Genomic DNA, 25,757 nt, shown 5'->3' with positions numbered 1-25,757 from the left:
TTGCCATCACGCGATCCGCGCTTGCGTTTCCGGATCGAAGAAGACAGCCTTGTCGAGATTGAAGGCGAGGCGTGTGTGCTGGCCGGGTGCGATACCGGCATCGGCGCGCAGGCGGGCGACGACTTCCTTGCCGCCGAGCTTGGTGACGGCGAAGGTGTCGGAGCCGGCCGGTTCGACGACCTCGATCAGGCAGTCGCCTTCGGTGAGCGAGCGGGCATTGCGGTCGGCGCCATCGGGGTCGGTCAGCGCCTCGGGGCGGATGCCGAAGATCACCTGCCGGCCGGCATAGGAGGAAAGGCCGTTGCCGGTCATCGTGACGGGAAGCCTGAGCGGGGCGGCATTCGGCCGCTCGAGCGAGACGGCGAGGCCGCCGGCGCCGTTCTCGACCGAGGCCTTCACCAGGTTCATCGCCGGCGAGCCCATGAAGTCGGCGACGAACATGTTGGCGGGATTGTTGTAGATCTCCGCCGGCGTGCCGAACTGCTGGACGATGCCGTCCTTCATCACGGCGATGCGGGTGGCGAGCGTCATCGCCTCGATCTGGTCGTGGGTGACATAGACGATGGTCTTGCCGGTCGCCTGATGCAGCCGCTTGATCTCGATGCGCATGTCGACGCGCAGTTTCGCGTCTAGGTTGGAGAGCGGCTCGTCGAACAGGAAGAGCTTGGGATCGCGCACCAGCGCCCGGCCCATGGCGACGCGCTGGCGCTGGCCGCCCGACAGCTGGCTCGGCTTGCGGTCGAGCAGATGGCCGATCTGCAGCACCTTGGCGACCTTGTCGATCGCCTGCTTGCGCTCCTTGGGCGGCACGCCGCGCATCTCCATGCCGAAGGCGATGTTGCCCGCCACCGTCATATTCGGATAGAGCGCATAGGACTGGAACACCATGGCGATGTCGCGCTTGGAGGGATGCAGGCCGTTGACGGCGCGCCCGTCGATGCGGATATCGCCTGACGTGATCGTCTCCAGCCCGGCAATGGTGTTGAGGAGGGTCGACTTGCCGCAGCCGGACGGGCCGACCAGCACGAGAAAGCCGCCCTTTTCGAGTTCGAGATCGATACCCTTGAGGATGTCGACGGCGCCGAAGCGCTTTCTGAGGCCGGAGATTTCCAGGAAAGCCATGGGTTACCCTTTGACTGCGCCCGCCATCAGGCCACGCACGAAGTAGCGGCCGGCGAGGATATAGACGATGAGCGTCGGAACGGCCGCGATCATCGCCGCCGCCATGTTGACATTGTATTCGACCACCCCGGTCGAGGTGTTGACGACATTGTTGAGCGCCACCGTCATCGGCATGGAATCGCCGGTGCCGGCATAGGCCGAAGCAAACAGGAAGTCGTTCCAGATGTTGGTGAACTGGTAGATGACGGTGACAACGATGATCGGCAGCGAGTTCGGCAGCATGATGCGGCGGAAGATCTGGAAGAAGCTCGCGCCATCGACCTGGGCGGCCCTGACCAGTTCGGTCGGAAAGGCCTCGTAGAAATTGCGGAAGAACAACGTCGTGAAGCCGAGGCCGTAGACGACATGGACGAAGACCAGATTGACCGTCGAATTGCCGAAGCCGAAGTTCCAGCCGGTGGCGTTCTGCAGCGTCACGCCGAAGCGGCCGAGCGAGCCGAGAATGGTCGCCATCGGCAGCAGCACCGATTGGAACGGGATGAAGCAGGCAAACAGCATCAGCCCGAACACCAGCGTGTGGCCGGGAAAACGCCATTTGGTCAGGACATAGCCGTTCAGCGCCCCGAAGAAGGTGGAGATCACCACCGCCGGCACCACCATCTTGATCGAGTTCCAGAAGTAGCCCTTGATGCCGGCGCAGGTCAGCCCGACGCAGGCCTGGCCCCAGGCCTTGACCCAGGGATCGAAGGTCGGCGCCTCAGGCAGCGCCAGCATGTTGCCGTTCTGGATCTCGTCCATCGTCTTGAACGAGGTCACCAGCATGACGAAGAGCGGCATCAGATAGAGGATGGCGAAGATGACAAGCAGGCCGTAGATGACGATGCGGCCGATCCAGCGGGCGCTGTTGCCGCGCTCCGCTGCTTCGGCGGCTGCTGCCGATGAGGAGGTGCCGAGGGCAGAGGTGACGCCGCTCATCGGGCCTTCTCCTTCAATTCGGAATAGAGATAGGGAACGATGATCGCCGAGATCGTCATCAGCATGATGATGGCGCTCGCCGAGCCGACGGCCATCTCGTTGCGCTTGAAGGTGTACTCATACATGAAGTTGGATGGCAGCCAGGCCGAGCCGCCAGGCCCCCCTGAGGTCAGCGCCACCACCAGGTCGTAGGACTTGATCGCCATATGGGCGAGCACGATGAAGGCCGACAGGAAGATCGGTCGCAAGAGCGGGATGATGATGCGCCGATAGAGCTGGAAAGGCGAGGCGCCATCGATCTCAGCCGCCTTCATGATCTCGCCGTCGATGCCGCGCAAGCCAGCCAGGAACATCGCCATGACGAAGCCCGACGCCTGCCAGACACCGGCGATGACGACGGTATAGATGACGAAGTCCTTGTTCTTGATCCAGTCGAAGTGGAAGCTCGTCCAGCCGAAGTGATGCAGGGTCTGCTCCAGCCCGAGGCCGGGATCGAGGAACCACTTCCAGGCCACCCCGGTGACGATGAAGGAAAGCGCCATCGGATAGAGGAAGATCGGCCTGAGCAACCCCTCGCCGCGGATCTTCTGGTCGAGCAGGATGGCGAGCAGCAGGCCGAGCGCCAGACAGATGCCGACATAGAGGAAGCCGAAGATCGCCATATTGGTGATCGATGTGTACCAGGAGGACGGCGGATCGCTCTCGAAGGTCCAGCGCCACAGCCGCTGATAGGCGCGCGCGCCGGTCAGCTGATAGGAGGGGAAGGTCTTGGAATTGGTGAAGGAGAGATAGGCCGTCCAGACGATGAAGCCGTAGACGAAGATCAGCGTGATGACGAAGCTCGGCGCCAGCACGATCTTCGGCAGCGCATCCTGCAGCCGGCCCCTGAGCGAGACCCGCGTCGCCTGCCCCGGCGTCAGAACCGGATCGGTGGTGGCAACTGTGCTCATAGAATGCATCTCCTCCCTGCATGTCGTCATGCATGTCGTCATGGGGCTGGCCAGCATGCCTGTCCCCGCATGATCGCCCCCGCATATCCGTCAGGGGACTGAAGCTTCCCCGCGAAGGCCGCGGGGAAGCCTTGTCATCGGCCTCGTCTCAGCGGGCGTCGTCGATCGCCTGGACGAGCTGGGTGACGGCTTCGTCGGAGCTCTTGATCTGGCCGTGGACGAACTTCGAGACGACGTCCTTATAGGCATTGGCGATCGCCGGCGGCGCGCCGTAACCCTGGGCCAGCGAGCCGAACAGCGTGCCGCCCTCGTTGGCCGCCTTCAGGTCGGCGATGCCCTTCTTGCCGCAGGCGTCGAAGTCGGTGTCGGGAACGTCGGTACGGGCCGGGACCGAACCCTTGACGACGTTGAAGGCCGACTGGAAGCTCTTCGACAGCGTTGCGGTCGCCAGCGCCACCTGGGCCGCCTTGCGGTCCTCGGGAACGTTGAACATGCCGAACATGTCGGAGTTGTAGATGACGCTGCCTTCGGTGCCGGGGAAGCGGTAGCAGAGGAAGTCTTTATCCGGCGTCTTCTTGGCGGCGACGAATTCGCCCTTGGCCCAGTCGCCCATCACCTGCACCAGCGCGTCACCCTTGATGACCATGGCGGTCGCCAGATTCCAGTCGCGGCCGGAGAAGTTCGGATCGACATATTTGACGATCCTGGCGAGGTTGTCGAAGGACTTCTTCATCGTATCCGACTTCAGCGATTCCTCGTCGAGGTCGTTGAAGGCCTTCTTGTAGAACTCCGGTCCGCCGGTCGACAGCACGATGGAATCGAACATCGTCGCTTCCTGCCAGTTCTGGCCGCCGAGCGCCAACGGGATGACGCCTGCGGCCTTGGCCTTGTCGAGCAGGGCGATCAGATCGTCGAAGGTCTTCGGCTGGCTGCCGCCGATCTTGTCCATCACCGCCTTGTTGATCCACAGCCAGTTGACCGAGTGCACGTTAACCGGGGCGGCGACCCACTTGCCGTCATAGACGGAGAACTTCTGAAGTGCGGCCGGCACCGACTTGTCCCAGCCTTCCTTCTTGGCCGTCTCCGTCAGGTCGCCCATGACGCCGGCCTGGGCATAATCGAGCACGGTATAACCCAGCATCTGCGAGGCTGTCGGATAGGTGCCGGCCGCCACCATCGCCTTCAGCGCCGTCATCGCCGCATCACCGCCGCCGCCGGCAACCGGAACATCCTTCCAGGCAAAGCCTTCCTTCGACAAATCCTCCTTCAGGACGTTCAAAGCCGCTGCCTCGCCGCCTGACGTCCACCAGTGCAGCATCTGCACTTCCTTGACGTCGGCAGCGCGGGCGGGCACGCCGGCGCCGGCCAGAGCCAATGCGATCACCGCAGTCGTTGTCAGAAACTTACGCATCAAAGAACCTCCCAGTTCAGTTTGGAGGATGCGGAACCATTCCCGCATCCGATCACCCGCCCTCCTCAGGCGTAGCTTCGCTGCCGGCCAAGCCGGCCTTAGCTTCGCGGCATCCACCAATTGGTGCGCTTGCCGATATGCATGTTCAGCGTCTTGGTCTCCGTGTAATCCTCGACTGCATGGCGGCCGAGCTCGCGGCCGAGGCCGCTCTGCTTGTAACCGCCGAAGGGAAGCTCTGAGGCGCCGTCCATGAAAGTGTTCATCCAGACCGTGCCCGCCCGCACCGACCGGCCGATCGTCAGGCAGGTGTCGAAATCGCGGCTCCAGACGCCAGCCGACAGGCCGTAGTCGATCGAATTTGCAATCCGGATCGCTTCGGCAGTCGTCTCGAACGTCAGAACCGACAGGACCGGGCCGAAGACTTCCTCGCGCGCCACCGCCATATCGGGTGTCACCGCTTCGAGGATCGTCGGCGACATGAACTGCCCCATGCCGAGATCGAGTGTCTCGCCACCATGGGCGACGCGAGCGCCGCTGCCCCTCGCACCGGCGACATATCCCGAGATCTTTTCCAGATGCTGCGGCGTGATGATCGCGCCGACTTGCGTCGAGGGATCTAGGGGATCACCGACCCTCACTCCCTTCGACAGCTCGGCAATCCGCCTGACGATGTCGGAGGCGGTTGATTTATGGAGGATCAGCCGCGAGCCGGCGTTGCAGCACTCGCCGGCATTGAAATAGGCTCCGAAGACAGCGGCATCGACGAAGGCATCGAGATCGGCGTCCGGGAATACGATCTGCGGGTTCTTGCCGCCGAGTTCCAACGAGACCTTCTTCAGCGTCTGCGCCGCATTCGACATCGTCAACTTGCCGACTCCGGTCGAGCCGGTGAAGGACACCATATCGACGTCCAGATGCGACGTCATGACCGAGCCGACCTCAGGTCCCGTACCGGTGACAATGTTGACGACGCCATCCGGAACACCTGCTTCCTGCAGGATTTCTCCGAGCACGAGCGTCGATCCCGATGTCAGTTCCGAGGGCTTGACGACGGTCGTGCAGCCCGCTGCCAGGGCGAAAGGCAGCTTCTGGCCGACGATGAGGAACGGAAAATTCCAGGGCGTGATGATCGACACCACGCCGATCGCTTCGCGCAGCACGACGCCGAGCGTACCATCGCCGAGCGTGTTATAGCTTTCCCCGTGAAGGTCGCGCGCAAGCGCCGCCGCGTAACGCCAGATGTCGACCGAACCGGCAATTTCACCCCGCACCTGGGTGATCGGTTTCCCCGCCTCGATCGCATCGAGAAACGCCAGCTCCTCTGCCCGCGCCGCGATCAGATCGGCAGCCTTGAGCAGGATGGCGGACCGTTCGGAAGCGGTCATCCGCGGCCACGGCCCGAGATCGAATGCTTTGCGTGCCGCAGCAATGGCGCGCTCGGCATCCGTCTTGCTGCCTGTGGGGAAGCGGCTGACCACGACCCCGTGGCTCGGCGCGATACGCTCGATCGGATCGGCGCTGCCGGCCTCCCATCTGCCGTCGATCAGCATCTGGAAATCGCGTGCTTTGTGATCGCTCAGCGCGGTGGGGTTGACCAGGACCGTCATTACCATTCTCCCTTGAACGTTGCCGGGCGCTTCTCGCTGAATGATGCGACGCCCTCCTTCAGATCGCCGGTCTTGGCGGCGAGGATCGAGCCCAGGGCTTCGACCGCGGTTCCATTGTCTTCACCGTTCGCCGATGCGATCATCAACTTGGCGATCTCGATGGCCGCCGGCCCCCTTGCGGCGATCCGTTCAGCATAGTCCCTGGCGGCGGCCAGCGCGTTTCCGGTTGGAACTACCGCATCGACGATTCCGAGCAGGCGCGCCTCCTCGGCGGTGAAAATCTCGCCGCCGAGCGCCATGCGCCGGACGGCCTGGGCGCCGAAGCGGCGCACGAGACGCTGGGTCCCGGACCAGCCCGGTACCATTCCAAGGCCGGTCTCCGGCAGGCCGATCTTGATGTGTTGCTCGGCGAGGCGAATGTCGGCGACACCTGCAAGCTCAAGCCCGCCTCCGAGGGCATGGCCGTTCAGGGCCGCGACCAGCGGCACCCTGAGCGTCGCCAGTCTTTCGAAGATACGGTGGCCGTTGCGAACCCAGGAATGACCGAATTCCTGCGGCAGCATTCCGCCCCAGGCCTTGATATCGCCGCCGGCAGAAAAGCCCTTTCCTTCGCCAGTGAGAACGGCTGCGCGAACGCCCGGGTTCGCCTCCACCGCGTCAGCCGCCTCCGCCAAAGCCTTCAGCATGTCGAGATCGAGCGCGTTCAGCTTCTCCGGCCGGGAGATCGTCAGCGTTGCCACGTGGCCTTCGATATCGACCTTGACCGTTCCGCTAGCCATGAAAGGTGCCCTCCAATGTCCGCGCCTTCTTTGCGGGAAGCGAGAGGCCGATCTCAGCCTCAAGGAACAGTGCGGCGTCCATAACCTTGAGATCAGGCGCGACGATCAGCGGGAACTCGGACTGGTCGAGGATATGAGCCTGCAGATCGACCCCAGGAGCGATCTCGGTCAACACGATGCCGTCGGGCGTCAGCTTCATCACACACCGCTCGGTGACATAGGTGATGTCCTGCCGCTGCTCGATCGCCCGCCTGCCGCTGAAGGTGACGTGTTCGACCTCGTTCACCAGCTTCTTCAGCTTGCCTTCCCTCTCGATGAGCAGAGTTCCATCGGCGATCGAAAGCTTCGCTCCGGCGTTGAACATGCCGGAGAAGACGATCTTCTTCGCCCGCGCCGTGATGTCGACGAAGCCTCCGGCACCCGCCGTCACATGCGGCCGGAAGGAGAGCTTGGAGACATTGACCGAACCGTCCCTGCCGATCTCGAGGAAGGAGAGCAGCGATGCATCGAAGCCTGCCCCTTGGAAATAGGTGAACTGATAGGGAGACGGCATATAGGCATCGGCGTTGGAGGCGCAGCCGAAGGCAAAGTCGAGCAGCGGCACGCCGCCGACCGCGCCCTGCTCGATGACCCAGGTGACCGCGCCGTGGAGCCCCTCCTCCAGCAGAATGCGCGGCACATTGGCCGAGATGCCGAAGCCAAGATTGACGCAGCTTCCCGCTTGAAGTTCCTGCGCGACGCGACGCGCAATGACTTTCTGAACATTGAACTCCGGAACGCTGAAGCTATCGAGCGGGCGGAAGATCTCCCCTGATATCGCCGGATCGTACTGCGTCTGCGTCGTCTGCTTCTGTTCGGGATCGACGATGACATAGTCGACCAGCATTCCCGGAACCCGGACGTCATGCGGTTTCAGCGAGCCTTCCTTGGTGATCCGCTTGACCTGCGCGATGACGATCCCGCCATTATTGCGGGCGGCAAGGGCCTGATCGAGACCGCCGAGATAGGCGCCTTCATGTTCATATGTGAGGTTGCCGCGTTCGTCGGCCGTCGTAGCGCGAATGATGGCGACCTGAGGAACGATCGAGGGAAAGAACAGCCAATCGTCGCCCTCGAAGCTGACGCGCTTGACCACCGGATCGTTCGAAGCCAGTTCGTTCATCGCGCAGCCCTGCCGCCGGGGATCGACGAAGGTGTCGATGCCGATCTTGGTCAGGACGCCCGGCCGCTTGGCGGCGGCCTCGCGGTGAATGTCGAAGAGAATACCGGAGGGAATGTTATAGGCCGGAATCTCATTGTTGGTGATCATCTGCCAGATCAGCGGCGGTTCGGCCGTCGACGGGCCGGAGGGATAAGAGCCGCCGATGACGCATTTGAGCAGTCCCTTCTTGGCGATATAGTCGACGCCCTTGATGCCACTCATATCCCCGGCGGCAATCGGGTGAAGGGTTGTAATGTGACGGGGATGGCCGGCCGCATCAAAACGCTCGCCGATCGCCTTCAGCATCAGGTCGGGGCAGCCGAGACCGCTCGACGACGACACTGTGACAACGGCGCCGTCCGGGATCAGTGCCGCCGCTTCGGCTGGTGTCAGATGCTTCTTCATGTGCGTCACTTCGAACCCCGTTTCAATTTGCCGCTCCGCCGGCCCTCGCCTGCGAGGCTGTGCCGGCGCCGCAACTTTCGCGGACGACGAGCCGAACGGCTGTCGTCACCGTCTCCGCTTCGGCCTTGCCGGCATTGATCTGCTTGAGGAGCATCTGCGCGCCGCGGCGCCCGATGCCTTGTGGATCGACCGAGACCGTCGTCAGCGCCGGAACCGCCGCCTGAGCCTCGATGACGTCGTCGAAACCGACGACGGCAAAGTCGGCGCCCGGCTCCAGACGGCGCGCACGTAATCCGTCGCAGACTCCGAAGGCGACTGCATCGTTGAAGCAGACGGCTGCAGTGGGCCTATCGCCATAAGCAATCGCTTTTCCGATCGCCTCGACGCCGCCCGCTCGCGACGGGGCGGACGAGATCACGAGTGCCTCGTCGTAGCCGAGTCCGGCCGCTTCCATTCCGCTGCGGTAACCGGCAAGGCGATCGTCGAAGACAGCGGTATCGGGAAAACCGCCGAGAAAAGCGATACGCTTATGACCGAGACCCACCAGATGCTGAACGGCTGACATCATGCCGGACCGGTTGTCGGAGACTATGGACGACACCTTAGCGCCGGGCAGGTTTCGAACGACCACCACGACGGGAATCCCTGCCGCGACCAGTGGCTTGAAATCGGCGGCATCGGTGGCGCGCGCCGGCGAGACGATCAGGCCCGAAATGCCATGTTCGCGCATAGATGCGACAACTTCGCGCTGCCTGTCGATGCTCTCACCGGTATTCGACAGGAACTGCACGAAACCGGCCGACTGAACGACCATATCGACACCCACCGCCAGCTCGGCAAAGAAGCTGTTCGTCAGGTCGTTCACCACCACGCCGATGATCCTCGATTTTGCACCCGCCTGCCGTAGATTGGCCGCGCCGCGATTGTAGACATAGCCAAGCTCCCGCATCACGGCATTGACCTTTGCGCGCGTTCCCTCGTTGACGAGGGAGGAGCCCTGCAACACCAGCGACACCGTCGACTTGGAGACGCCAGCGGCCTTCGCAATGTCGATCACGGTCACCCGGTTTTTTGTCACTTCACCCTCCCGACGCCACCGTCGTCTAATGCATATTTATTTGGAACGTTCCAAACATGTCAAGAGGTATTTCCGTTAAAGCGGGGTCGTGTGGACATTACTCCGTCGTCCTGACACCGCAGGGCGAGATTCTTTTTTTGGAACGATTTAATTCGAGGCATGGACTGCCCTCAAGGAACTCCTGTCCAGAGGCATTAGCGAAACTTTATCGTTTGTGGCCAATGCTGGGGATCGGGAACGTGCCAGATCCAAAGTGGGGCCGGAGATGCCGCATTCATTTGAAGCCATGCTGGAGAACCTGCCGCAGGGCATTGTTCTCCTTGACTCTGCCAATATGGTGACGGCTTTCAATGCCCGCGCGCTTGATATTCTGGGCCTTCCCAATGGCGCTCTGCGCAGAGGAATGAACATCGACAGCTTGCCCGGCACCGCTGACTGCAAGGCAGCCGCTTGTTCAGGGTTGACGATCGGCGGACCGCACACCTCGCAGTTTGCACTGTCCGACGGACGGATGATCTCACTGACCTGCGCTCCCTCGAGAGAGGGAAGCTGGATCCTAAGCTATGAAGACATCTCGACGCATATCCGCGTAAAAGACAATCTGACGGAACAGCATCACCGGTTCGATGCAGCCCTCAGCAATATGCCGCATGGGCTTTGCATGTTCGATTCGACGAAGAAGCTGATATTGTGCAATGCGTCCTATGCGCGGATCTACGATCTTCCGGACTTTCTGACGCAGCCCGGAACGCCGCTGGTGGACATCCTCGCCTATCGATGTCTGCAGGGAAATGGTCCGGCCGATACCGCCACCTATTTTGACGTCGTTTTCGAAGCGACTGCACTCGGTGCGCCGGCGAGCCAGAACATCGCGCTTACCGACGGGCGCATCATCAAAATCACCCACAATCCGATGCAGAACGGCGGATATGTGGCGACCCACGAGGACGTCACCAAGACCGTGCGGCTGGCGGAAGAACTGCGCCGCCATCATGATCAACTCGAAATTACGGTGCAAAGCCGAACGGCAGAGGTCGAACGGCAGGCGCGCGAGCTTGAGCGGATGCTCGCCCAGGAGCGGAGCATCAACGAATTGCAGCGGCAGTTCGTGGCGATGGCATCACATGAATTCCGCACCCCGCTCGCAATCATCGATGCTGCCGCCCAGCGGCTGCTCCGGAAAGGGGGCACGGTCGAACCCGAATTTCTCAACGACAAGGTCGAACAGATACGCGCATCGGTGAGCCGGATCGTCGATCTCATCGAGAGCATCCTGGCGGCCGGACGCCTCGATAACGGAAAGACCGATATCAGTTATGACGCCTGCGCCGTGGGAACGTTGATCAGAACATGCTGCGAGCGGCAGTCGGCGATCTCGAAGACGCATCGTTTCGTGCTTTGCATAGACGGGTTGCCGGAATTCATCGATGCCGATCCCCGCAGCTTAAGCCAGGTCTTTACCAATCTGCTCTCGAATGCGGTGAAATACGCGCCAGGAACCTCCGAAATTCGTGTCACGGCATGGGAGGAGACGGGCAATATCAAGGTTTCGGTTAGCGACGATGGCGTGGGGATCGATGCTGAAGACGTGCCCCGGTTGTTTCAGCGCTATTTCCGCGCGCGGACGTCGACCGGGATTGCCGGAACCGGTATCGGCCTCAATCTTGTGAAGCAGATCATCGAACTGCATCAAGGCTCGATAGAGGTGCGGAGTGCAAGAGGGTGCGGGTCCACCTTCACCGTCACTCTTCCAATCAAGAGAGCCGCTGACGTACTGGCGAGCAACGACGTTGCCTGATCATTCAGCCTATGGCCGATGGCTCGTTCCCGAACTGCCGGAGCGGGATTGCTGTCCGGCATATCTACCCTATCCTTCTCGCAATAGAGGAGGATCATGCCATGGCTTTCATTCACACCCCGGATGCATCCGCCAGCGAGAAGACGACGTCGATGTACGCGTCGGCCGAGGCGAATTATGGTTATCTGCCGAACATGTATCGTGCCTTCGGCCACCGGCCGGAGGTAATGGAGAGCTGGGCCGGGCTGCTTTCGAGCATTCGCGGCCATATGAGCCTCAGGCGCTACGAACTGGTGACGCTGGCGGCGGCCAAAGAACTCAAATCCTCCTATTGCATGCTGGCGCACGGCTCCGTGCTGCTGCGCGAGGGATTTACCAGCGACGGGCTGACGGCGGTTGTCAACGAGACCGAAAAGGCGCCGATCGATGCCGGCGAACGCGCGATCATGACCTTTGCAGCCAAGGTGGCGCGTGATGCGACATCGGTCACGCAGCAGGATATAGACGGATTGAAGAAACACGGGCTGAGTGACGCCGAAATCTTCGACGTCACGGCCGCCACAGCGGCCCGCTGTTTCTTTTCGAAAATGCTGGATGCGCTCGGCGCTGCGCCCGATCACGCCTATATCGAGCGGCTGGAGCCGAATGTGCGAAAGGCGCTCAGTGTCGGCCGGGAAGTCGAGCGGCCTCTGGCGCCCACACCCTCGGCCGGCACATCGCATTGATGCAGTATCGGCTGACGCCGGCGGCTGTGGCCCCTATTCTTCCGGTTTGTCGGCAAAATGCCGGATCGCAAACTCGGCAATAGTCTGGCTCGAGCGATCGGCATCGTCGAGCATGGCGGGAAATAGCTGCCACTGATGCGGCATGCCCGGCCAGACCTCGGTGGTCACATCCACGCCCTCCTCGCGCGCTTTGTCGGCGAGGCGCAGCGTGTCGTCAAGCAGGGCTTCGCCGGAACCGACCTGCAGCAATAGCGGCGGGAATCCCGTCATGTCGGCATAAAGCGGTGAGGCCTGAGGATCGGTGGCAGGCCGGCTGCCGAGATAGGTCTTACGCAAAGTCTCGAGCCACGCCTTATCGACCAGCGGGTCGCTGCCGGCATTTGCCGTCATCGTTCCGCCCGTCGCGGCGAGATCGGTGATCGGGCTCAGCGCAATCACAGCCGCCGGCAGGGGTTTTGCTGCCTGCTTCTGCCGCAGCACCGCCTCGAGCGCGATATTGCCACCGGCGCCGTCTCCCGCCACGACGACATTCTCGTTGCGATATCCGTTATCGAGAAGCCAGCGGTAGGCCGTCAGCGCGTCGTTGATCTGGGCGGGATAGGCATACTCCGGCATCAACCGATAATTGATCAGAAGCACGTCGCTGGATGCGGCCTTGGCGAGCGAACCGGCGAAGAGGCTGTGCGTGCGGATGGAACCGCCGGAAAAGCCGCCGCCATGAATGTAGAGAATCACCCTTTTGCCGATCGGGTGATGGAGCCGGGCGGGCCACATCAGCTCGCCATCCACGCCGTCGGCATCGACCTGCCTAACCTGGATGCGCGTCGGCCCGGGCATTGTTTCCATCAGCCTGGCGAAAGCAGCCCTGCGCTCTTGCAGACTGTCGGCGCCGGCAAAATGCTCCTTCCAGAGGCCGAGCAGCTTTTCGACCTGCGCATGCGAGGACTGGCTTTGCGGCCCGATTTCCTGTCCCAGCGCCAGTGGAGACGATAGAATCAGCACGACCAAGGCGGGAAAGAGATATCTGGGCCGCTTCGACCCTCCTCGATCAGCATTCGACAAAATCCGCCCCTTCATCAATCTCTCCCGATGATGCTGCCGATGGCCGTATCTTTGGCCGCTTTGCCCAGCGGAGTCAAAAGGGTGACGAGTGCGACCTTCCGCTTTTTCAAGTCTCCAACGGAGACCGGAAAAAATCGACAATCACCGCCAGCGCGGCTTGCCATCTGGCAGGCTTCCATCGGAAATAGGCTCCCGCCCTGCCCTCAACTTCCGTGCTTCGGCTCGCTTAGGAATGAAGGATACCGATGACCACCATTTACCTTGCCGGCCCGGAAGTCTTTCTTCCCGATGCACTGCCCATCATGGCCGAGAAACGCCGATTGGCGCGTCAGTTCGGCTTCGAACCGACGGGGCCTGGCAGTGACGAGAACCAGACGCCGATAAAGCGGACGGCTGCGGAGATCTACACCCGCAATGACGTCGCCATGCGCCGGGCCGAAATCTGCCTCGCCAACATCACTCCCTTTCGGGGCGTCAGCGCCGACCCGGGCACGGTCTACGAGATCGGCTTCATGATTGCTCTCGGGAAATCGGTCTTCGCCTATACCAACCACCCCGACGACTATGGGCTGCGCGTCCGCTCGATCTGGTATGCGGGAATGGAGATCGATGAGACGAGCGGACGCCCGCGCGGGCCTGACGGCATCGCGATTGAAAATCACGGCATGGCCGACAACCTGATGATCGACGGAGGCGTCGAGGCGACGGGAGGCAAGGTATTCCGTGCGACCGCTCTGCCGGCGGATCCTGCACGCGACCTGACGATTTATCTTCAGGCGCTTCAGACGATCGCTGGTCTGCGTGGGTAGGAATTGAAGCTTTTACTCTGCCCTGATCGCGTCGATCACCGCCCTGAAGCCCGCAGACATGTGTCGGCGGCTGGGATAATAGAGATAGAGCGGTTCCTCCGGCTGACACCAATCATCGAGCACCTGGACGAGCTCTCCGTCGGCAATGGCCTTTGCGACGCGAGGCTCCCAGATATAGGCAAGGCCGACGCCGCCGAGCGCTGCCTGCATCATCAGTTCGTGATCGTCGAGCGAAAGCGGTCCGGTCGGCTGAAAACTCACCGTCTGGCCGTCCTTCTCGAATTCCCAGGCATAACGTGCACCGGAGGGAAACATGTTCTGGATGCAGAGGTGGCGCTTGAGCTCGTAAGGCGTTTGCGGCTTCGGACGCCTTGCGAAGTAGGCCGGTGAACCGACAACGACCAGGCGGATGCGCGGCTTGATGCGCAGGGCGATCATGCCTTCCGTGACGCGCTCGCCGAAACGGATGCCGGCATCAAAACCTTCCTCGACGATGTCGACCAGCCGATCGGTCGCGTTAATTTCCAGCTGCAAATTGGGATTACGTTCAATCAAAGGGGCGATGACACGGCCGATGACGAAGGAACCGATCGAATTCGGCACGTTGATCCTCACCCTGCCGAATGGCGTGTCGCGGTAGCGGTTCAGCGCATCGAGTGCGGTCGCCATCTCCCCGAACGCCGGGATGAGATGTGAGACCAGGAGTTCGCCTGCTTCCGTCAGCGAAACGCTGCGGGTTGTGCGGTTGAGCAGGCGGATGCCAACTCGGTCTTCCAGATTAAGCACGGCATGGCTAACGGCAGAGGCTGTGACGCCCCGCTCCTCCCCTGCCTTGCGGAAGCTCTTGTGCCGCGCCACGGCCGCGAAGGCGGCCAGTTCGGAAAGTTCCGTTGCACGCATTGCTGAATTCCACTCATCATAGCATCAATAATAACAAATCTTATACAGCATCGGAATTTCGATCAAATTCAGCCCGTCAGCATAAAGATGCGACAACAACAAAGGAATTCGTCATGAAAGTCTGGTTTATTACTGGTGCATCGCGCGGTTTCGGCGCGCTGATGACCAAGGAGGCACTTGCAGCGGGCGATGCCGTCATCGCCACCGCCCGCAACGCCAAGACCATTATCGAGCAGTTCGGGGATCATCCGAACCTGCTGGCCGTCGCCCTCGACGTCACCAACGAGACGCAAGCGAAGGAGGCTGCAGCCGCCGGCATCGCCCGCTTCGGCCGCATCGACGTGCTTGCCAACAATGCCGGCTACGGCCTACTCGGCGCAGTCGAGGAAGCCACGGCCGAAGAGATCGAAAGGATCTATGCCACCAATGTCTTCGGTCTCCTGAAGGTGACACGCGCCGTGCTGCCCTATATGCGCCGCCAGCGTGCCGGCCATATCCTGAACTTCTCCTCCATCGGTGGCTATTTCGGCTATCCCGGCTGGGGTGTCTACGGCTCGACCAAATTCGCCGTCGAGGGACTGTCGGAATCCATGGCCGCCGAACTCGAACCTCTCGGCATCAAGGTGACGATCGTCGAGCCCGGCTTCTTCCGCACGGACTTCCTCGCCGACAGCTCGCTGGCAATAAGCCCGGCCTCGATCGCCGATTACGAAGGCACGCCGGCCGGAAACATGCGTAGTTTCGCCGCCGACGCCAATCACGCCCAGCCTGGTCACCCCGCCAAGCTCGCTGCCGGCATCATGACGATGGTCAACTCCGCCAACCCGCCGCTGCGCATGCCATTCGGCAGCGATACGGTCGCTATGATTGAGGCGCAGCATGCGAGTGTCGAAAAGGAACTGGCCGCCTGGCGCGAGCTTGCCGTCTCCACGGATTTTGCAAGCCACGCAACCGCTGGGGTCTGAGCAGCCAAGACCAATGCCGCCGCATTCGGATCTGGGCATGCGGCGGCAGCGCCTTGGAATTGATGCAAAGAACGCCTTGCGGCGAATTGGCATTCGCCTCTCGCTGAGGATGGCCTAGATGTAAGTCAGACCGTGACCCGTGAAGAGGCAACGCATGTCCATCAAGTCCATCTGTATTTATGGCGCCGGCGCCCTTGGCGGCGCTATCGCCGCCAAGCTCGCAGGCAAGGAAGATAACGACATCGACGTCTCCGTCGTCGCGCGTGGGGCGCATCTCGATACGATCCGCAGCCACGGTCTCAGCCTGCGCGGGGCCGATGCGGAAACCCCGCTCAAGGTGCGCGTGACGGCAACCGACGATCCGAAGACATTGCCGCGACAGGATCTCGTCATCACCGGCCTGAAGGGACATCAGCTGCCGCCTGCCGCCGAGGGGATCGCCGGTCTGCTCAAGCAAGGCACCCGCGTCGTTATGATCCTCAACGGCATTCCGTGGTGGTATTTTCATCGCGATACCAGGAGCGGATATGCGGAGCTGCAATTCGACGAGCTCGATCCCGGCGGCAGGCTCTGGCGGCTGATCGGCCCCGACCGCGTGATTGGCTGCGTCGCTTATCAAGGTGCGGAAGTTGCCAGCCCGGGCGAGATCCGGCTTTCTCACAACGGCCGCTTCGTGCTTGGCGAGCCCTCCGGCGAAATGTCTGCCGATCTTTCAGCCATAGCAGCGGTGCTGACCGGCGCCGGCCTCAGCATTACGACCACGGCGGACATCCGCAGCGAAATCTGGAGCAAGTTGATGGGCAATGCCGCCTTCAACCCGATCAGCGCTCTGACGCGGGCGCTGATGACCGACATTATGGCGGATCCGTCGCTCATGGATCTGATCAGCAAGGTCATGAAGGAAGTGCGCGCCGTCGGCGACGCGGTCGGCGCGCATTTCGCCATGTCAGTCGAGCAGCGGCTGGAGCAATCGCGCCACATCGGCGGGGTTCGAACCTCGATGTTGCAAGACTTGATCGGCGGCAAGGCGCTCGAAATTACCCCGCTTGTGGGCATGCTGGTGGCGCTTGGACGCCTGATCGCCGTGCCGACCCCGGTATCGGAGACGATCCTGGCGCTGGTAACGCAGCTGGATCGGGAAAACCGGCGCGGCAACTGACAACGAGGAGAGCGGCCATCGGGGTCGATCATTCCTTTCCCGACACCGCGCCGATTTCCAACTTTTCGTTAACCGGCATGCTGGTAAAATCTCGCCAAGTTATCAGACGCCGCGAGACCGATGCAGAAACCGAATTTCCGCTTCACCCATTACGATCTCAAGGAACAGCGAGCCGGAACGATCGTCGAGGTGTCTCTGAATGCGGTGAACAATGTTCGTCTGATGACGGCGCCGAACTTCCAGCGTTTCACCGAGGTTCTCGATTTCAAATATATCGGCGGCGTGGCGCGCAAGTCGCCGGTCAAGCTCGCCGTTCCGGAAAGCGGCCACTGGCACGTTGTCGTCGATATGGAAGGCCACCACGGGCTCGCGGAATCCGCCGTCAAGGTGATCGCCGCGCCTGTCAATCAGAAGACGCCACGCCCCTCCTGAGCTTTGCAGCACTGGCATCTTTTCTGACGCGCCGGGACAGGCACGGACGTGTTTTGTCGACAGACCTGATCACGAGACGGCCAATCGTACTGATCTTGATCACGATCAATGAATCATCCCGAGTCGTCGTTCACAATTCTCAGTCGCGGGGCTTCCACCACGCCGCCAGCTGCAGTCGGCTCCCATTCATGCTCGGATCGCGGAGAGAGGAACAGCAGACGAATATCTCATCACCTGGGGCAGCCCATGACTTCGAACCCGATCGATCGTGTTACCGATATCATCGATCCCGGCGATGCACTCGGTGAAGTCCTTTTCGGACTGATCATGGCGCTGACTTTGACGGTCGGCTCGAGACTTGTTTTTGAAGAAGAGGGGTTGGATGCTCAGGAGTTGATCGTCGCAACAGTCGGATGCAACGTCGCCTGGGGGATCATTGACGCCGTTTTGTTCGTTCTGGGGACGACGTTTTACAAGAGCAGGCGGCTGCGCCTTTTTCGGCAAATCAAAGCCGCCGGAAGCGAGACCGCGGCGCTCAACATGCTCGCGAAAGAATTCCCGATCGAAGAAGCACCGTTTTCTGCAAAGGCTGCCGATGCGGACCCGCTTTATAGATCACTGCTGACGCTCGCACGCAGGGCCGATCCTGTGAGGGCGTCCCTCTCGAAAAATGATCTCCTTGCCGCCCTCGCGGTCGTTTTTCTCGTCTCGGTCACGTCCATACCGGCCGTGACCCCTTTGTTTCTCATCGACAGCGCCCACCTCGCTCTGAGAGTCAGCAACCTGTTTCTCATCACGCTGCTGTTCGTGACGGGTTATGCGTGGGCGAAATTTTCGGGAGGCAGGCCCTTTTATGCGGGGGTGACAATGACTTGCCTCGGATTGCTCCTGGTCGCCATAGCGGTCGCTCTTGGCGGTTAACCCCGCCCACGCGTCAGCGCGGATTGCGCTCTTTGCGCAGCTTCGCCCACCATTCCAGCCGCTTACGGATATCCCGCTCGAAGCCGCGCTCCGGCGGATCGTAGAAGGTCTGGCGGCCCATTTTCTCCGGGAAATAATCCTGGCCGGAAAAGGCGTCCGGCTCGTCATGGTCGTAGCGATAACCTTCACCATAGCCCTCGCCTTTCATCAATTTGGTCGGCGCATTCAGGATATGTTTGGGCGGCAACAGCGAGCCGTTCTGCTTCGCGGCCTGGCTTGCCGCCTTGAATGCGGTATAGACGGCATTCGATTTCGGAGCGGTGGCGAGATAAACGCAGGCTTGGGCAAGCGCCAGCTCCCCCTCCGGCGACCCCAGGTAGTCATAAGCATCCTTGGCGGCGTTGCAGATCACCAGCGCCTGCGGATCGGCAAGCCCGATATCCTCCACCGCCATGCGCACCAGACGCCGGCCAAGATAGAGCGGATCCTCGCCGGCATCGAACATGCGGGCGAGATAATAGAGCGCAGCATCCGGATCCGAGCCGCGCACCGATTTATGCAATGCCGAAATCAGATTGTAGTGGCCGTCCTGCGCCTTGTCGTAGACGGGGGCGCGGCGCTGGACGATATGCGTCAACGCTTCGGTGTCGAAACTCTCCCCCTCGCGCGCCGCCCGCCAGACCTCTTCGGCAAGCGTCAGAACCGCGCGGCCGTCGCCATCGGCCATGCGGATCAGGCTGGCGCGCGCCTCCTCGGTCAGGGGCAGCGGCCTCTGCTCGATCGCCTCGGCGCGCGTCAGCAATTCCTCCAGGCTCTCCTCGTCATGTGACTTGAAGGTGAGGACGCGGGCGCGCGACAACAGAGCGGCGTTGAGCTCGAAGGAGGGATTTTCGGTGGTGGCGCCGACGAGGACGACGGTGCCGTCCTCCATGACCGGCAGGAAACTGTCCTGCTGGGCTCGGTTGAAACGATGAATCTCATCGACGAACAGCAGCGTCTGGCGGCCGTCCATGCGGCGCATGCGAGCCGCCTCGAACACTTTCTTCAGATCGGCGACGCCGGAAAAGATCGCCGAAATCTGCTCGAAGGCCAGCCCCGCCTCACCGGAAAGCAGCCGCGCCACCGTCGTTTTGCCGGTGCCTGGCGGACCCCAGAAGATCATCGATCCGAGCGAACCGCTTTCGATCATCCTCTTCAGCACGCCGTCCTCACCGGTCAGATGTTCCTGACCGGTGACATCGGCAAGCGTCTTCGGCCGCAACCGGTCGGCAAGCGGCCGCCTGGCGGCAACCTCCTCCGGAATACGCGGCGCGAAGAGATCATTGCTCATCGAAAGAACTGCCTGATACGCTGGCCATCGCGCTCGATTTCGACCCGCCAGAGACCCGGATCGCTGCTGGCTATCTCGGCCAGTTCTTTGGTCGATTTTACTTCCGTTCCGTTGATCGAAACGATGATATCCTTGGGCTCAAAACCCAGGCGGGCTGCCGGGGAATCTTCCTTGACATCGGCAACGACGACACCCGCCGATTCCGAGGGCATGCGCAATTCATCTGCGACGCGCGGCGACAGGTTTTCGACGACGGCGCCGGTAAAGGGAGTGCGCCCGCCGATGACGCGCTGGTCGCGCGGCGAGGTCTCCGGCGCGCGGTCGAGCGCCAGCGACAACTGCTCCTCGTGACCGTTGTCAATGACGGTCAGATTGACCGTTTTGCCGAGGCCGGCTGTCGTCAGGCGATAGAGCAACGCATCCGGATGCTCGACGGAAATGCCGTTGACTGATGTGACGATCTGGCCGGCCTTCAGCCCGGCCTTCGCCGCCGGGCTGCCTTCCGAAACCTTGACGACGAGTGCGCCGCGTACTTTGTTGAGCCCAAGCGCTTCGGCGACTTCCGACGTCACGGCATCGAAGCTTGCGCCGACATAGGGCCGCTCGAAGGATTTGACGCCGGCATCGGCGGAAGCGAGGAAGACTTTGACGAGATTGGCAGGAATGGCGAAGCCGATGCCGTTCGAGCCGCCGCCGCGCGAGAAGATCGCGGTGTTGATGCCGATCAGCTCGCCCTTCATGTTCATCAATGCGCCGCCCGAGTTGCCCGGATTGATCGAGGCGTCGGTCTGGATGAAGAAGCCGAACTCGTTCTTGACCACCTGGTTACGGGCAAGTGCGGAGACGATACCGCTCGTCACCGTCTGGCCGACGCCGAAGGGATTGCCGATCGCCAGCACCAGATCGCCGACTTCGACAGTATCGGAATTGCCGATCGGCAGCGTCGGGAAGCTCTCCTTGGTGTCGATCTTCAGCACGGCGAGGTCGACGCGGTCATCGCGCAGCACCACCTTGCAGGGGAATTCGCGGCCATCCGGCAGCGCCACCTTGATGTCATCGGCGCCTTCGACGACGTGATTGTTGGTGACGACAGTGCCGTTCGCCTCGACGATGACGCCGGACCCGAGCGAGGACTGCTTCTCGGATCGATTCGGCATCTGCTGACCGAAGAACTGCTCGAAGAAGGGATCGCCGGCAAAGGGCGACTGGCGCTGGATGATCTTTTCCGCATAGACGTTGACGACGGCGCCCGAGGTCTGTTTGACCAGCGGCGCAAATGAGAGCTGCATCTGCATCTGGTTCTCGGGCACCGTCTTTGCCGTCTGCGCCTGGGCCGCAGCCGGCAGAACGAGCATGAGAGCGAAAATCGAAACGGAGGCGCGCTTGAACAGGCCTTGCATGGGTATCCCTTTTGAATCCTCTTAAGCAACGTTGTAGCGTCCGACGCTAGAAAGGAAAGAGGGCGGAAGCATGGAAGAATAAGGCAAGGAAGTGCCTTGAAGGCGCTGCGAATTTGATCCGGGAAGATCCACCATGCAACTGATATCAAAAGCCAAAATCTGGGCAAAGTCACTGAAGCGTGACATCGTGGCGCTGTGGCTTGCCGCCCGCGATCCTCGCGTGCCCTGGTATGCGAAAGCGGTCGCTGGCGCTGTCGCAGCCTATGCGCTTTCGCCGATCGATCTGATCCCCGATTTCATTCCTGTGCTCGGCTATGTCGACGATCTCGTCATCGTGCCGCTCGGCATCCTGCTGGCGACGCGGCTTGTGCCGGCAGAGGTGATGGCTGCGCTTCGCCAGGAGGCCTCAAGGCGGACTGAGCGCCCCTCCGGCGGGGCCGGACTGATCTTCATCCTTGTCGTCTGGCTCGCCTGCATCATCTTTCTGGCTCTGGCAGTGCGCAAGCTGATTTGATCGGCAGTAAAGGAAGATGATGATGACATGGCGAATGCCGGCCGCGCTCGGTTTGGCGATCCTGATTTTCCCATCGGATCCTGCATGGTCGGCGAGCTTCGATTGCGATGCGAAGGAATTGAAGCCGGACGAAAAGGCGATCTGCGACAACCGCGCCCTCAACGACGCCGACGTCAAGATGGTGACGACTTTCGAGCTGCTCTCCGGGCTGCTGGCCATGGGCTCTCGCGGCACGTTGCAGGACGAGCAGACCGCCTGGCTGAAGAAGCGGCAGGAATGCGGCGCCGATGCCGCCTGCATCAAGGCTGCCTACGACGAGCGGATGAAGCAGCTCGGCGAGACCTACAAAAACATCAACCGGCCGCTTTGACAGCGACCGGTTGACAAAGCAGCTGACTCTTAATCAGCGGGTTGTAGGTTGGAGGCTACTCAGCGAGCGTTCAGATCCCGCACGGCGCCGCGATCGGCGCTCGTCGCGAAGGCAGCGTAAGCTTTGAGCGCGGTGGTGACGTTGCGCTTGCGAACCTCGGTCGGCCGCCAGCCCTTGCCGTCTTGCTCGACGCGGCGGGCGGCGAGCTCGGCCTCGCTGACACGCAGGCTGATCGTACGGTTGGGGATATCGATATCGATCATATCGCCTTCGCGCACCAGGCCGATCGTGCCGCCATTTGCCGCTTCCGGCGAGACATGGCCGATCGAGAGACCCGAGGTGCCGCCGGAGAAGCGGCCGTCGGTGATGAGCGCGCAGGCCTTGCCGAGGCCTTTCGACTTCAGATAGCTCGTCGGATAGAGCATTTCCTGCATGCCGGGACCGCCCTTCGGGCCTTCGTAGCGGATAACGACGACGTCGCCGGCCTTGATCTCGTTGGCGAGGATCGCCTTAACCGACGCATCCTGACTTTCGAAGACGCGGGCCGGGCCTGAGAATTTCAGGATCGATTCATCGACGCCGGCCGTCTTGACGATGCAGCCGTCGACCGCGAGATTACCCTTTAGCACGGCAAGACCGCCATCCCTCGAGAAGGGATGTTCGACCGAACGGATGACGCCGTTTTGGCGATCGGTGTCGAGCTCGTCCCAGCGGGCCTCCTGGCTGAAGGCGACCTGGGTCGGGATGCCGCCGGGAGCGGCCCGATAGAAGTTGCGGACGGTGTCGCTGCTGGTGCGGGTGATGTCCCAGCGATCGATTGCATCGCCGAGCGTCTCGGCATGCACGGTCGGGCAATCGCGGTTCAGCAGGCCACCCTTATCGAGCTCTCCGAGGATCGACATGATGCCGCCAGCGCGATGGACATCTTCCATGTGTACATCGCTCTTGGCAGGCGCGACCTTCGACAGGCATGGCACCCGGCGCGACAGGGCGTCGATATCGGCCATAGTGAAGTCGACTTCGCCTTCATGGGCCGCTGCCAGGATGTGCAGGACCGTATTGGTCGAACCGCCCATGGCGATATCGAGCGCCATCGCATTCTCGAAAGCCTGCTTGGAGGCAATGGTGCGCGGCAGCGCCTTGACGTCGTCCTGCTCGTAGTAGCGGCGGGCGAGATCAACGATCAGGTGGCCGGCCTCGACGAAGAGGCGCTTACGATCGGCATGGGTGGCAAGCGTCGAACCATTGCCGGGCAGCGACAGGCCGAGCGCCTCCGTCAGGCAATTCATGGAGTTTGCGGTGAACATGCCGGAGCACGAGCCGCAGGTCGGACAGGCTGAACGCTCGATCACCTTGACGTCGTCATCAGAGATCTTGTCGTCGGCAGCCGCGACCATGGCGTCGACGAGGTCGAGCGCATGTTGCTTGCCATGCAGCACGACCTTGCCCGCTTCCATCGGACCGCCGGACACGAAGACGGTGGGGATGTTGAGGCGCAGCGACGCCATCAGCATGCCGGGAGTGATCTTGTCGCAGTTGGAAATGCAGACCATTGCATCAGCGCAATGGGCATTGACCATGTATTCGACGCTGTCGGCGATCAACTCGCGCGAGGGCAGCGAATAGAGCATGCCATCATGGCCCATGGCGATGCCGTCGTCGACGGCGATCGTATTGAACTCCTTGGCGACGCCGCCGGCCGCCTCGATTTCGCGGGCGACGAGCTGGCCGAGATCCTTAAGATGCACGTGGCCCGGCACGAACTGGGTGAAGGAATTCACCACCGCGATGATCGGCTTGCCGAAATCCGAATCCTTCATGCCCGTGGCGCGCCAAAGGCCGCGCGCGCCCGCCATGTTGCGGCCGTGGGTCGTGGTTCTGGAACGGTAAGCTGGCATCGGTGTCTTCCTCGACATGTCGGAAACATCAGGCGAAGCCGGGGCGGCAATGAAGCCTGCGGGCCGGGCGAACGCCGCTTTTTGGAATTGTCCTAATCCAATCGATGGGGGCTGTCACTACCGGCAAGGCCAAATCCGGTACGCCGCCGGGAGAAGCGCGTTGAGCGCCATTCGAATATATACGGTTCGGCGGGCCTTTGGTTACACCCTATCCCATCACAGCAGAACACAAAAAATTGGCTTCCTGTCAGCAATATTCAAGGCATAGAAATTGATCCGAACATGCGGGCGGTTCGTTTAAGGACTATATTCGGAATATCCGCCCTGGAGGTTTTCGACATGCCAAACTATCGCCCCCCAAAGATCGCGTCGTCGGAGATCACGCCCCGCCAGATCTATCTGCGCCGCCGTGAATTCCTGGGCGCAGCGACGCTTGGCGCCATGGCGCTCTATGGCGCTGGAAAGGCCAGCGCGGCCGCCCTTTCCGCCGTCGAGAGCAAGTACAAGGTCGATGAGAAGACGACGCCGATCAAGGACGTCACGACCTACAATAATTTCTATGAGTTCGGTCTCGACAAGGGCGACCCCGCCGCTCTCTCCGGCGATTTCAAGCCGCTGCCCTGGACGGTCAAGGTCGACGGCATGGTCAACAAGCCAGGTACCTTCGACGTCGAGGCGCTGATGAAGGAATTCCCGATCGAGGAGCGCACCTATCGGATGCGCTGCGTCGAGGCATGGTCGATGGTCATTCCATGGAACGGGTTTCCGCTGGCGGCGCTGCTCGACAAGGTGGAGCCGCTCGGCAGCGCCAAATATATCGCCTTCGAAACCGTCGTGCGACCGGAGGAGATGCCCGGGCAGAAGGGCTTCTTCCAGTCGCTCGACTGGCCCTATGTCGAGGGCCTGCGGCTGGACGAGGCGCGCCACCCACTGACGCTGCTTGCCGTCGGGCTTTATGGCGAAACGCTGCCGAACCAGAACGGTGCGCCGATCCGCCTCGTCGTGCCGTGGAAATACGGCTTCAAGGGCATCAAGTCGATCGTCAGGATCACGCTCACCGACCAGCAGCCGAAGAACACCTGGCAGGTGACCAATCCGCAGGAATACGGTTTCTACGCCAACGTCAATCCAGCCGTCGACCATCCGCGCTGGAGCCAGGCGAGCGAGAGGCGCATCGGCGAAAGCGGCTTCTTCGGCGCCAGCCGTCACCCCACCCTGCCCTTCAACGGCTATGCCGACGAGGTGGCGAGCCTTTATGCCGGCATGGATCTGAAGGCGAATTTCTGATGGCGGAACTGTCGCTCGCCATCCCGAAGCGCTGGCAGCCCGCTTCCGTCTGGCTGCTTTATGTCGTCGGGTTCGTGCCCGCCGCCTGGACCTTCTATCTCGGCGCGACCGATCAGCTCGGCGCCGATCCGGTCAAGACCTTTGAGCTCTTCCTCGGCATCTGGACAATCCGCTTCCTGATCGCAACACTTGCAGTGTCCCCTGCCCGCGAGTTGTTCGGCTGGAATTATCTGCGCTACCGCCGCGCTCTCGGCCTTTTGACCTTCTACTATGCGCTGATGCATTTCACCGTTTACATGGTGCTCGACCAGGCGATGGATATTCAGGCCGTCGTCAACGACGTGCTGAAGCGCCCGTTCATCATGTTCGGCATGGCTGGCCTTGCCATGCTTATTCCCCTGGCGGTGACATCCAATAATTTCTCGATTCGTCGCCTCGGTACGACCTGGATCTGGTTACACCGCCTCGTCACCATCATTGCCGCCTGCGGGGCTCTGCATTTTGCCCTTTCGACCAAGATCCTCGATCTCGAGCAGTTTATTTATGTGGGGTTGATCATCGCGCTCATCCTTTACCGCTCCTGGCGGCCGATCGCGCGCAGTCGGAAGAAAAGCCAGGGGCGGCAGCGCAATCGTGCGGTGGCGTCGGTTTCCTGAAGC

Annotated in this window: 24 protein-coding genes; 11 read left to right on the top strand and 13 right to left on the bottom strand. The window is 61.6% G+C overall.

The features are described from left to right. Positions 1 to 6: 6 nt before the first annotated feature. The 8 genes from NMA58_RS07025 to NMA58_RS06990 form a co-directional block, all read right to left on the bottom strand. A complete protein-coding gene (locus NMA58_RS07025; protein WP_434712785.1) occupies positions 7 to 1,122 on the bottom strand; it encodes an ABC transporter ATP-binding protein in 1,116 nt (371 codons plus the stop codon). Between the two features lie 3 nt (positions 1,123 to 1,125). Next, positions 1,126 to 2,097, bottom strand: a complete 972-nt coding sequence (locus NMA58_RS07020) for a carbohydrate ABC transporter permease (RefSeq protein ID WP_434712784.1) — start codon at positions 2,095 to 2,097, stop codon at positions 1,126 to 1,128. Beyond that, the gene (locus NMA58_RS07015; RefSeq protein WP_434712783.1) at positions 2,094 to 3,047 is read right to left on the bottom strand and encodes a carbohydrate ABC transporter permease; all 954 of its coding nucleotides are present in this window, start codon (positions 3,045 to 3,047) and stop codon (positions 2,094 to 2,096) included. Before NMA58_RS07015 ends, NMA58_RS07020 begins: the two co-directional genes overlap by 4 nt. Positions 3,048 to 3,195: 148 nt before the next feature. Then, positions 3,196 to 4,458, bottom strand: a complete 1,263-nt coding sequence (locus NMA58_RS07010; RefSeq protein ID WP_434712782.1) for an ABC transporter substrate-binding protein — start codon at positions 4,456 to 4,458, stop codon at positions 3,196 to 3,198. A 98-nt stretch (positions 4,459 to 4,556) separates the two neighbouring features. After that, on the bottom strand, positions 4,557 to 6,065 hold the full coding sequence (locus NMA58_RS07005) for an aldehyde dehydrogenase family protein (protein WP_221128308.1): 1,509 nt from the start codon (positions 6,063 to 6,065) through the stop codon (positions 4,557 to 4,559). Beyond that, positions 6,065 to 6,844, bottom strand: a complete 780-nt coding sequence (locus NMA58_RS07000; RefSeq protein ID WP_183706360.1) for an enoyl-CoA hydratase/isomerase family protein — start codon at positions 6,842 to 6,844, stop codon at positions 6,065 to 6,067. Before NMA58_RS07000 ends, NMA58_RS07005 begins: the two co-directional genes overlap by 1 nt. Further along, positions 6,837 to 8,450, bottom strand: a complete 1,614-nt coding sequence (locus tag NMA58_RS06995; protein ID WP_434712781.1) for an acyl CoA:acetate/3-ketoacid CoA transferase — start codon at positions 8,448 to 8,450, stop codon at positions 6,837 to 6,839. The genes NMA58_RS07000 and NMA58_RS06995 overlap by 8 nt, the downstream gene beginning before the upstream one ends. A 22-nt stretch (positions 8,451 to 8,472) precedes the next feature. Next, entirely contained in the window at positions 8,473 to 9,528 is a 1,056-nt protein-coding gene (locus NMA58_RS06990) for a LacI family DNA-binding transcriptional regulator (protein WP_285196140.1), read from the bottom strand. 265 nt (positions 9,529 to 9,793) lie between these two features. Here NMA58_RS06990 and NMA58_RS06985 point away from each other — a divergent pair, with 265 nt between their 5' ends. Further along, entirely contained in the window at positions 9,794 to 11,326 is a 1,533-nt protein-coding gene (locus tag NMA58_RS06985; RefSeq protein ID WP_434712780.1) for a PAS-domain containing protein, read from the top strand. Positions 11,327 to 11,427: 101 nt separating this feature from the next. Beyond that, positions 11,428 to 12,051 carry a carboxymuconolactone decarboxylase family protein gene (locus NMA58_RS06980; protein ID WP_434712779.1) on the top strand — a complete coding sequence of 208 codons (624 nt, stop codon included), beginning with the start codon at positions 11,428 to 11,430 and terminating at the stop codon, positions 12,049 to 12,051. Between the two features lie 33 nt (positions 12,052 to 12,084). Here NMA58_RS06980 and NMA58_RS06975 read toward each other — a convergent pair whose 3' ends face one another. After that, positions 12,085 to 13,128 carry an alpha/beta hydrolase gene (locus NMA58_RS06975; protein ID WP_434712778.1) on the bottom strand — a complete coding sequence of 348 codons (1,044 nt, stop codon included), beginning with the start codon at positions 13,126 to 13,128 and terminating at the stop codon, positions 12,085 to 12,087. 230 nt (positions 13,129 to 13,358) lie between these two features. Here NMA58_RS06975 and NMA58_RS06970 point away from each other — a divergent pair, with 230 nt between their 5' ends. Beyond that, positions 13,359 to 13,922 carry a nucleoside 2-deoxyribosyltransferase gene (locus NMA58_RS06970; protein WP_183706368.1) on the top strand — a complete coding sequence of 188 codons (564 nt, stop codon included), beginning with the start codon at positions 13,359 to 13,361 and terminating at the stop codon, positions 13,920 to 13,922. Positions 13,923 to 13,934: 12 nt separating this feature from the next. Here the strand turns inward: NMA58_RS06970 and NMA58_RS06965 are convergent, their stop codons facing one another. Further along, entirely contained in the window at positions 13,935 to 14,822 is an 888-nt protein-coding gene (locus tag NMA58_RS06965) for a LysR family transcriptional regulator (protein ID WP_097601662.1), read from the bottom strand. Positions 14,823 to 14,935: 113 nt separating this feature from the next. Between NMA58_RS06965 and NMA58_RS06960 the strand changes: the two genes are divergently transcribed. From NMA58_RS06960 to NMA58_RS06945, 4 genes are all read left to right on the top strand, one after another. Continuing rightward, positions 14,936 to 15,787 carry an oxidoreductase gene (locus tag NMA58_RS06960; RefSeq protein ID WP_434712777.1) on the top strand — a complete coding sequence of 284 codons (852 nt, stop codon included), beginning with the start codon at positions 14,936 to 14,938 and terminating at the stop codon, positions 15,785 to 15,787. A 154-nt stretch (positions 15,788 to 15,941) separates the two neighbouring features. After that, the gene (locus tag NMA58_RS06955) at positions 15,942 to 16,946 is read left to right on the top strand and encodes a ketopantoate reductase family protein (protein WP_097601660.1); all 1,005 of its coding nucleotides are present in this window, start codon (positions 15,942 to 15,944) and stop codon (positions 16,944 to 16,946) included. Positions 16,947 to 17,066: 120 nt separating this feature from the next. Next, on the top strand, positions 17,067 to 17,378 hold the full coding sequence (locus NMA58_RS06950) for a DUF1883 domain-containing protein (RefSeq protein WP_085777832.1): 312 nt from the start codon (positions 17,067 to 17,069) through the stop codon (positions 17,376 to 17,378). 246 nt (positions 17,379 to 17,624) lie between these two features. Then, the gene (locus tag NMA58_RS06945) at positions 17,625 to 18,299 is read left to right on the top strand and encodes a VIT1/CCC1 transporter family protein (RefSeq protein ID WP_434713387.1); all 675 of its coding nucleotides are present in this window, start codon (positions 17,625 to 17,627) and stop codon (positions 18,297 to 18,299) included. Between the two features lie 13 nt (positions 18,300 to 18,312). Here the strand turns inward: NMA58_RS06945 and NMA58_RS06940 are convergent, their stop codons facing one another. Together NMA58_RS06940 and NMA58_RS06935 are read right to left on the bottom strand one after the other, a co-directional pair. Further along, on the bottom strand, positions 18,313 to 19,629 hold the full coding sequence (locus NMA58_RS06940) for a replication-associated recombination protein A (RefSeq protein ID WP_097601658.1): 1,317 nt from the start codon (positions 19,627 to 19,629) through the stop codon (positions 18,313 to 18,315). Next, on the bottom strand, positions 19,626 to 21,029 hold the full coding sequence (locus NMA58_RS06935) for a DegQ family serine endoprotease (protein ID WP_434712776.1): 1,404 nt from the start codon (positions 21,027 to 21,029) through the stop codon (positions 19,626 to 19,628). The genes NMA58_RS06940 and NMA58_RS06935 overlap by 4 nt, the downstream gene beginning before the upstream one ends. A 133-nt stretch (positions 21,030 to 21,162) precedes the next feature. Between NMA58_RS06935 and NMA58_RS06930 the strand changes: the two genes are divergently transcribed. After that, the gene (locus NMA58_RS06930) at positions 21,163 to 21,543 is read left to right on the top strand and encodes a YkvA family protein (RefSeq protein WP_097601656.1); all 381 of its coding nucleotides are present in this window, start codon (positions 21,163 to 21,165) and stop codon (positions 21,541 to 21,543) included. A gap of 19 nt (positions 21,544 to 21,562) precedes the next feature. Next, positions 21,563 to 21,913 (top strand): lysozyme inhibitor LprI family protein, encoded by a 351-nt coding sequence (locus tag NMA58_RS06925; protein ID WP_434712775.1) that lies wholly within the window; start codon positions 21,563 to 21,565, stop codon positions 21,911 to 21,913. A gap of 59 nt (positions 21,914 to 21,972) precedes the next feature. Here NMA58_RS06925 and ilvD read toward each other — a convergent pair whose 3' ends face one another. Further along, positions 21,973 to 23,811, bottom strand: coding sequence for a dihydroxy-acid dehydratase (ilvD, locus tag NMA58_RS06920; protein WP_434712774.1), 1,839 nt, complete (start codon positions 23,809 to 23,811; stop codon positions 21,973 to 21,975). Positions 23,812 to 24,150: 339 nt separating this feature from the next. On the opposite strand from ilvD, the gene msrP reads away from it, so the two are divergent. Together msrP and msrQ are read left to right on the top strand one after the other, a co-directional pair. Beyond that, complete coding sequence (gene msrP / locus NMA58_RS06915) at positions 24,151 to 25,098, top strand: protein-methionine-sulfoxide reductase catalytic subunit MsrP (protein ID WP_430957621.1); 948 nt, start codon at positions 24,151 to 24,153, stop codon at positions 25,096 to 25,098. After that, positions 25,098 to 25,754 (top strand): protein-methionine-sulfoxide reductase heme-binding subunit MsrQ, encoded by a 657-nt coding sequence (gene msrQ / locus NMA58_RS06910; RefSeq protein WP_085777824.1) that lies wholly within the window; start codon positions 25,098 to 25,100, stop codon positions 25,752 to 25,754. The genes msrP and msrQ overlap by 1 nt, the downstream gene beginning before the upstream one ends. Positions 25,755 to 25,757: the final 3 nt, after the last annotated feature.

Origin of the sequence: Rhizobium sp. YTUHZ045, from assembly GCF_051124255.1 — a bacterium.
In the GTDB taxonomy this organism is placed as follows: Bacteria; Pseudomonadota; Alphaproteobacteria; order Rhizobiales; family Rhizobiaceae; genus Rhizobium.
The sequence above is the reverse complement of the archived record's forward strand: the minus strand, read 5'-3'. Positions and strand labels throughout refer to the sequence as shown.